The 3,830-nt window shown below is 72.9% G+C and carries 3 protein-coding genes; all 3 read right to left on the reverse strand.

The window, feature by feature from the left end:
* On the reverse strand, positions 1-934 hold a 934-nt coding region (locus FNH04_RS42850; protein WP_152791647.1), incomplete at its 3' end, for an ABC transporter ATP-binding protein.
* A complete protein-coding gene (locus FNH04_RS42855) occupies positions 931-2,475 on the reverse strand; it encodes an ABC transporter permease (RefSeq protein ID WP_152791649.1) in 1,545 nt (514 codons plus the stop codon). The genes FNH04_RS42855 and FNH04_RS42850, both read right to left, overlap by 4 nt.
* A 35-nt stretch (positions 2,476-2,510) precedes the next feature.
* Positions 2,511-3,569, reverse strand: a complete 1,059-nt coding sequence (locus tag FNH04_RS42860) for an iron ABC transporter substrate-binding protein (RefSeq protein WP_152791648.1) — start codon at positions 3,567-3,569, stop codon at positions 2,511-2,513.
* Between the last annotated feature and the right edge of the window lie 261 nt (positions 3,570-3,830).

Raw genomic sequence — 3,830 nt, forward strand, 5'->3', positions numbered from 1 at the left:
CCGTCACCGTGACCATGGCGTCGTGGCCGAAGTAGCACAGGTCGGTCACCGTGCCCCGGACCGCGCCCTCCGTTTCCGGGGTCGTCAGCCGGAGCTGTTCCGGGCGGAGGACGACCGTGCCGGTACGGGCGTCGGGCGGTGGGGCGGAGAGGGAGACGGTGCCGAGGGCGGTGCGGGCGGTGCCATCGGCCCCCACCGTGCCGGGAAGCAGGACGGCGTCCCCCACGAAGCCCGCCACCCAGGGGTCGGCCGGGCGGCCGTACAGGTCCTGCGGGGTGGCGCACTGGGCGACCCCGCCGTCCCGGACCACGGCGACCAGGTCCGCCGTGGAGAGGGCCTCCTGCTGGTCGTGGGTGACCAGGACCGCCGTGGCCCCGGTGGACCGCAGAGCCGACCGTACGTCCGCCCGTACCCCCGCCCGCAGGGCGCTGTCCAGGGCGTTGAACGGCTCGTCCAGGAGGACGAGTTGGGGGCTGGGCGCCAGCGCCCTGGCCAGGGCCACACGTTGCTGCTGGCCGCCCGACAGTTCGTGCGGCATGCGGTCGCCGTAGCCCGCCAGACCGACCAGGCCGAGCATCTCCTCGGTGCGCTCGCGGCGTGCGCCCCGGTCGGCCCCCTTCAGACCGAAGGCCACGTTGCGGGCCACGCTCACGTGCGGGAACAGCGCGCCCTCCTGCGGGACGATGCCGATACGGCGGCGCTCCGGCGGTACGTGGGCATCCGGGCCGACGATGGTCCGGCCGCCCAGACTCACCGTTCCCGACTCCGCGCGCAGGAAGCCGGCGATGATCCTGAGCAGGGTCGTCTTGCCGCAGCCGGAGGGGCCCAGGACCGCGGCCAGGGATCCGGAGGGCACGGTGAGGTCGAGGCCGCGCAGGACCGGCTCCCCGGGACCGTACGACTTGGTCAGCCCTTCGACACGGAGCTCGTTCATGTGCGATGCCTGCCTAGGAGATACGAGGGGACGGCGGCCAGCAGGATCAGCGCGGCCGCGTAGGGGGCCGCCGCGGCGAAGGAGCCGGCGCCGGTCTCGGTCCAGAGTCGGGTGGCCAGGGTGTCCATGCCTGTGGGGCGGAGCAGGAGCGTGGCCGGCAGCTCCTTCATGCAGACCACGAACGTGAGGGCCGCCCCCGCAGCCACCCCGGGCGCGGCCAGGGGCACCGTCACCTCGCGCAGCACCTGCCACGGCCGGCGGCCCAGCGAGCGGGCCACGTCCTCCAGTACGGGCGGGGCCTGGAGTACGGCGGCCCGGGTGGCCGCGACCGCGACCGGCAGGAAGAGGACCGCGTACGCGCAGACCAGGAGCGGGAGTTGCTGGTAGAGGGGGTAGGCGTAGCGGACCGCGAAGAAGACCAGGGACAGCGCGACCGTGATGCCGGGCAGCGCGTGGCCGGCGTAGGCCGCCTGCTCCAGCAGCCGTGCGCCGCGTCCCCGGTGCCGGGCGGCGATCACGCCGACCGGCAGGGCGAGGGCCGTGGTCACAGCGGCCCCTGCCGCCGCCACCCCGAGGGTGGTCCAGGCGGTGTCCGCGAGGCCGGTCAGGTCCCAGGTGGCCGAGGTGCCCGCGGCCAGCCAGTAGCCGAGGGTGCCGAGGGGGAAGGCGACGGCCACGGCCGCCACCGCCGCGCACCACAGCAGCGCGAACGGCCGCCACCGGCCCAGCGGGTGGGGAACGGCCCGGCGGGCGGTGCCGGTTCCCGTCCTCGCGTGTCCGGCGCGTCCGCGCGTACGGGTCTCGGCGGCGACCAGCGCCACGGTCAGCACCACCAGGACGACGCTGAGCGCGGCGGCCGGGGTGCGGTCGAAGGAGGCACGGTACGAGGTGTGGATGGCGCGCGTGAACGTGTCGTAGCGCATGAGGGAGACCGCGCCGAAGTCCGAGAGCACGTACAGCGCGACGAGCAGTGCCCCGCCGGCGGCCGCCGGGCGCAGTTGGGGCAGGGTGACCCGTACGAACGTGCTCAGCGGGCCATGACCGAGGGAGCGGGCCGCCTCCTCCTGCGCCGGGTCGATGCCGCGCAGCGCGGCGGCGACCGGCAGGTGGACGTACGGGAAGCTGACCAGGGTGAGGGCGAGCGCGGCTCCGGCGAAGCCGGCGAGGTCCGGTTCGGCGGACAGCCAGGTGAAGGCGGCGACATAGCTCGGTACGGCGAGCGGCAGGGTGACCAGCACCGACCAGGCACGGGCGCCGGGCAGGGCGGTGCGTACGGTCAGCCAGGCCAGCGAGACCCCCAGGACCAGGCACGCCGCCACGACCACCACCGTGAGGCCGAGGCTGCGGACGAGGAGGTCCAGGGTGCGCTCGTCGGCGACCACGTCCCAGGCGAAGGCGGGCCCGCGTTCGAGGGCGCGGACGGCGAGGTAGCCGAGCGGGAGGAGGGCGAGGAGAGCGGCCGCGCAGGCGGGGAGGAGCAGGACGAGCGGGGGTCTGCCGCCCGTACGGGACCGGCGTGCGCCGGGCACCCCACGGCTCATGGTGCGGCGCCCGGACTGCGAGGTGCTCACGGCCGTCAGACCAGCCCGACGTCCTGGAGCATGGCCAGGGTCTCCTGCAGGGACTCCAGCTTGCCGAGGTCGATGTCGGGGGACTCCAGGGAGTCGAACGGCGGCAGACCCTCGACGGTGCTGGTGACGCCCGCGGCCAGCGGGTACTCCTTCGTCGTGTCGGCGAAGTAGGTCTGCGCCTCCTTGGACAGCAGGTAGTCGACGGCCTTCTGGGCTGTCTCGCTCTGCCCGCTGTCCTTGAGGATCCCGACGCCGGCGACGTTGATGAGCGCGCCGGGGTCCTTGCCGGGCAGGAAGTGGAGCTTGGCGTTGACCTTGTCCTCGCCCTTCTCGGCGACCCGCTCGTACCAGTAGTAGTGGTTGACCAGGCCGAGGGAGACCTCGCCGGCCTCGATGGCGTCCAGGGTCGCGAGGTTGTGTGCGTAGGTCTTCGCGCCGTTGGCCTTCAGGTCCTGGAGCCACTCGCGGGTGGCGTCGTCGCCCTCCAGGACGCGCATGCCGGTGACGAAGGCCTGGAACGAGGCGTTGGTGGGCGCGAAGCCGACCTTGTTCTTCCACTCGGGCTTCACCACGTCGTGGACGCTGTCCGGGACCTCGTCCTCGCTGAGGTCTCCGGGGTTGTACGCGATGACGCGGACGCGCCCGGACAGTCCCACCCAGTCGCCCTCGCCGCCCCGGTAGGACTCGTCCACCTCGTCGAGGGTGCCCTGGGGCAGCTTCTCCAGCATGCCCTCCCTGGAGAGGGCGCCGAGCGCTCCGGCGTCCTGCGACAGGAACAGCCCGGCCTTGGTCCGGTCGCCCTCCTCCAGGATCTGCGCGGCGAGTTCGGCGCTGTCGCCGTAGCGCACCTCGACCTCGGCGCCGACGGCCTTCTCCAGCTTGTCGAGGATCGGCTTGACCAGCTTCTCGTTGCGGCCGGAGTAGATGACGAGGGCGGAGTCGTCCCCCTCTCCCGAGGGGCCCGTTGCGCTGTGGTCGTCGTCGGAGCCGCAGGCGGCGAGGGCGGGGAGCAGCAGGCCGGCCGCGAGAAGCGCGGTGATCCGGCCAGCCAGGGGGCGTCGCATGTGTGTGCCTTCCTGTGTGATTCGCCGTCACACCACTGGTCACGGCGCTGGTTGGCGAGCGGGTTGAGGGAAGCTTTCAAGCCATCTGTGAACATGCTATGAATAAGGTAAAGCTTGCCTAACCGTCAAGGGATCTGTGCTATTTGCGGACGCTGCCGCAGAAAGGTTGCGCGCCCGTGATCTCTCCGCCCGAGCCGCTCCCGGTTCCGTCATCCGTTCCGAGCCTGCGCCCCGCCCCGGCTCCGTCTGCCATTCCGAGCC

The sequence above is a fragment of the Streptomyces phyllanthi genome (assembly GCF_009377205.1).
Lineage (GTDB): Bacteria > Actinomycetota > Actinomycetes > Streptomycetales > Streptomycetaceae > Streptomyces > Streptomyces phyllanthi.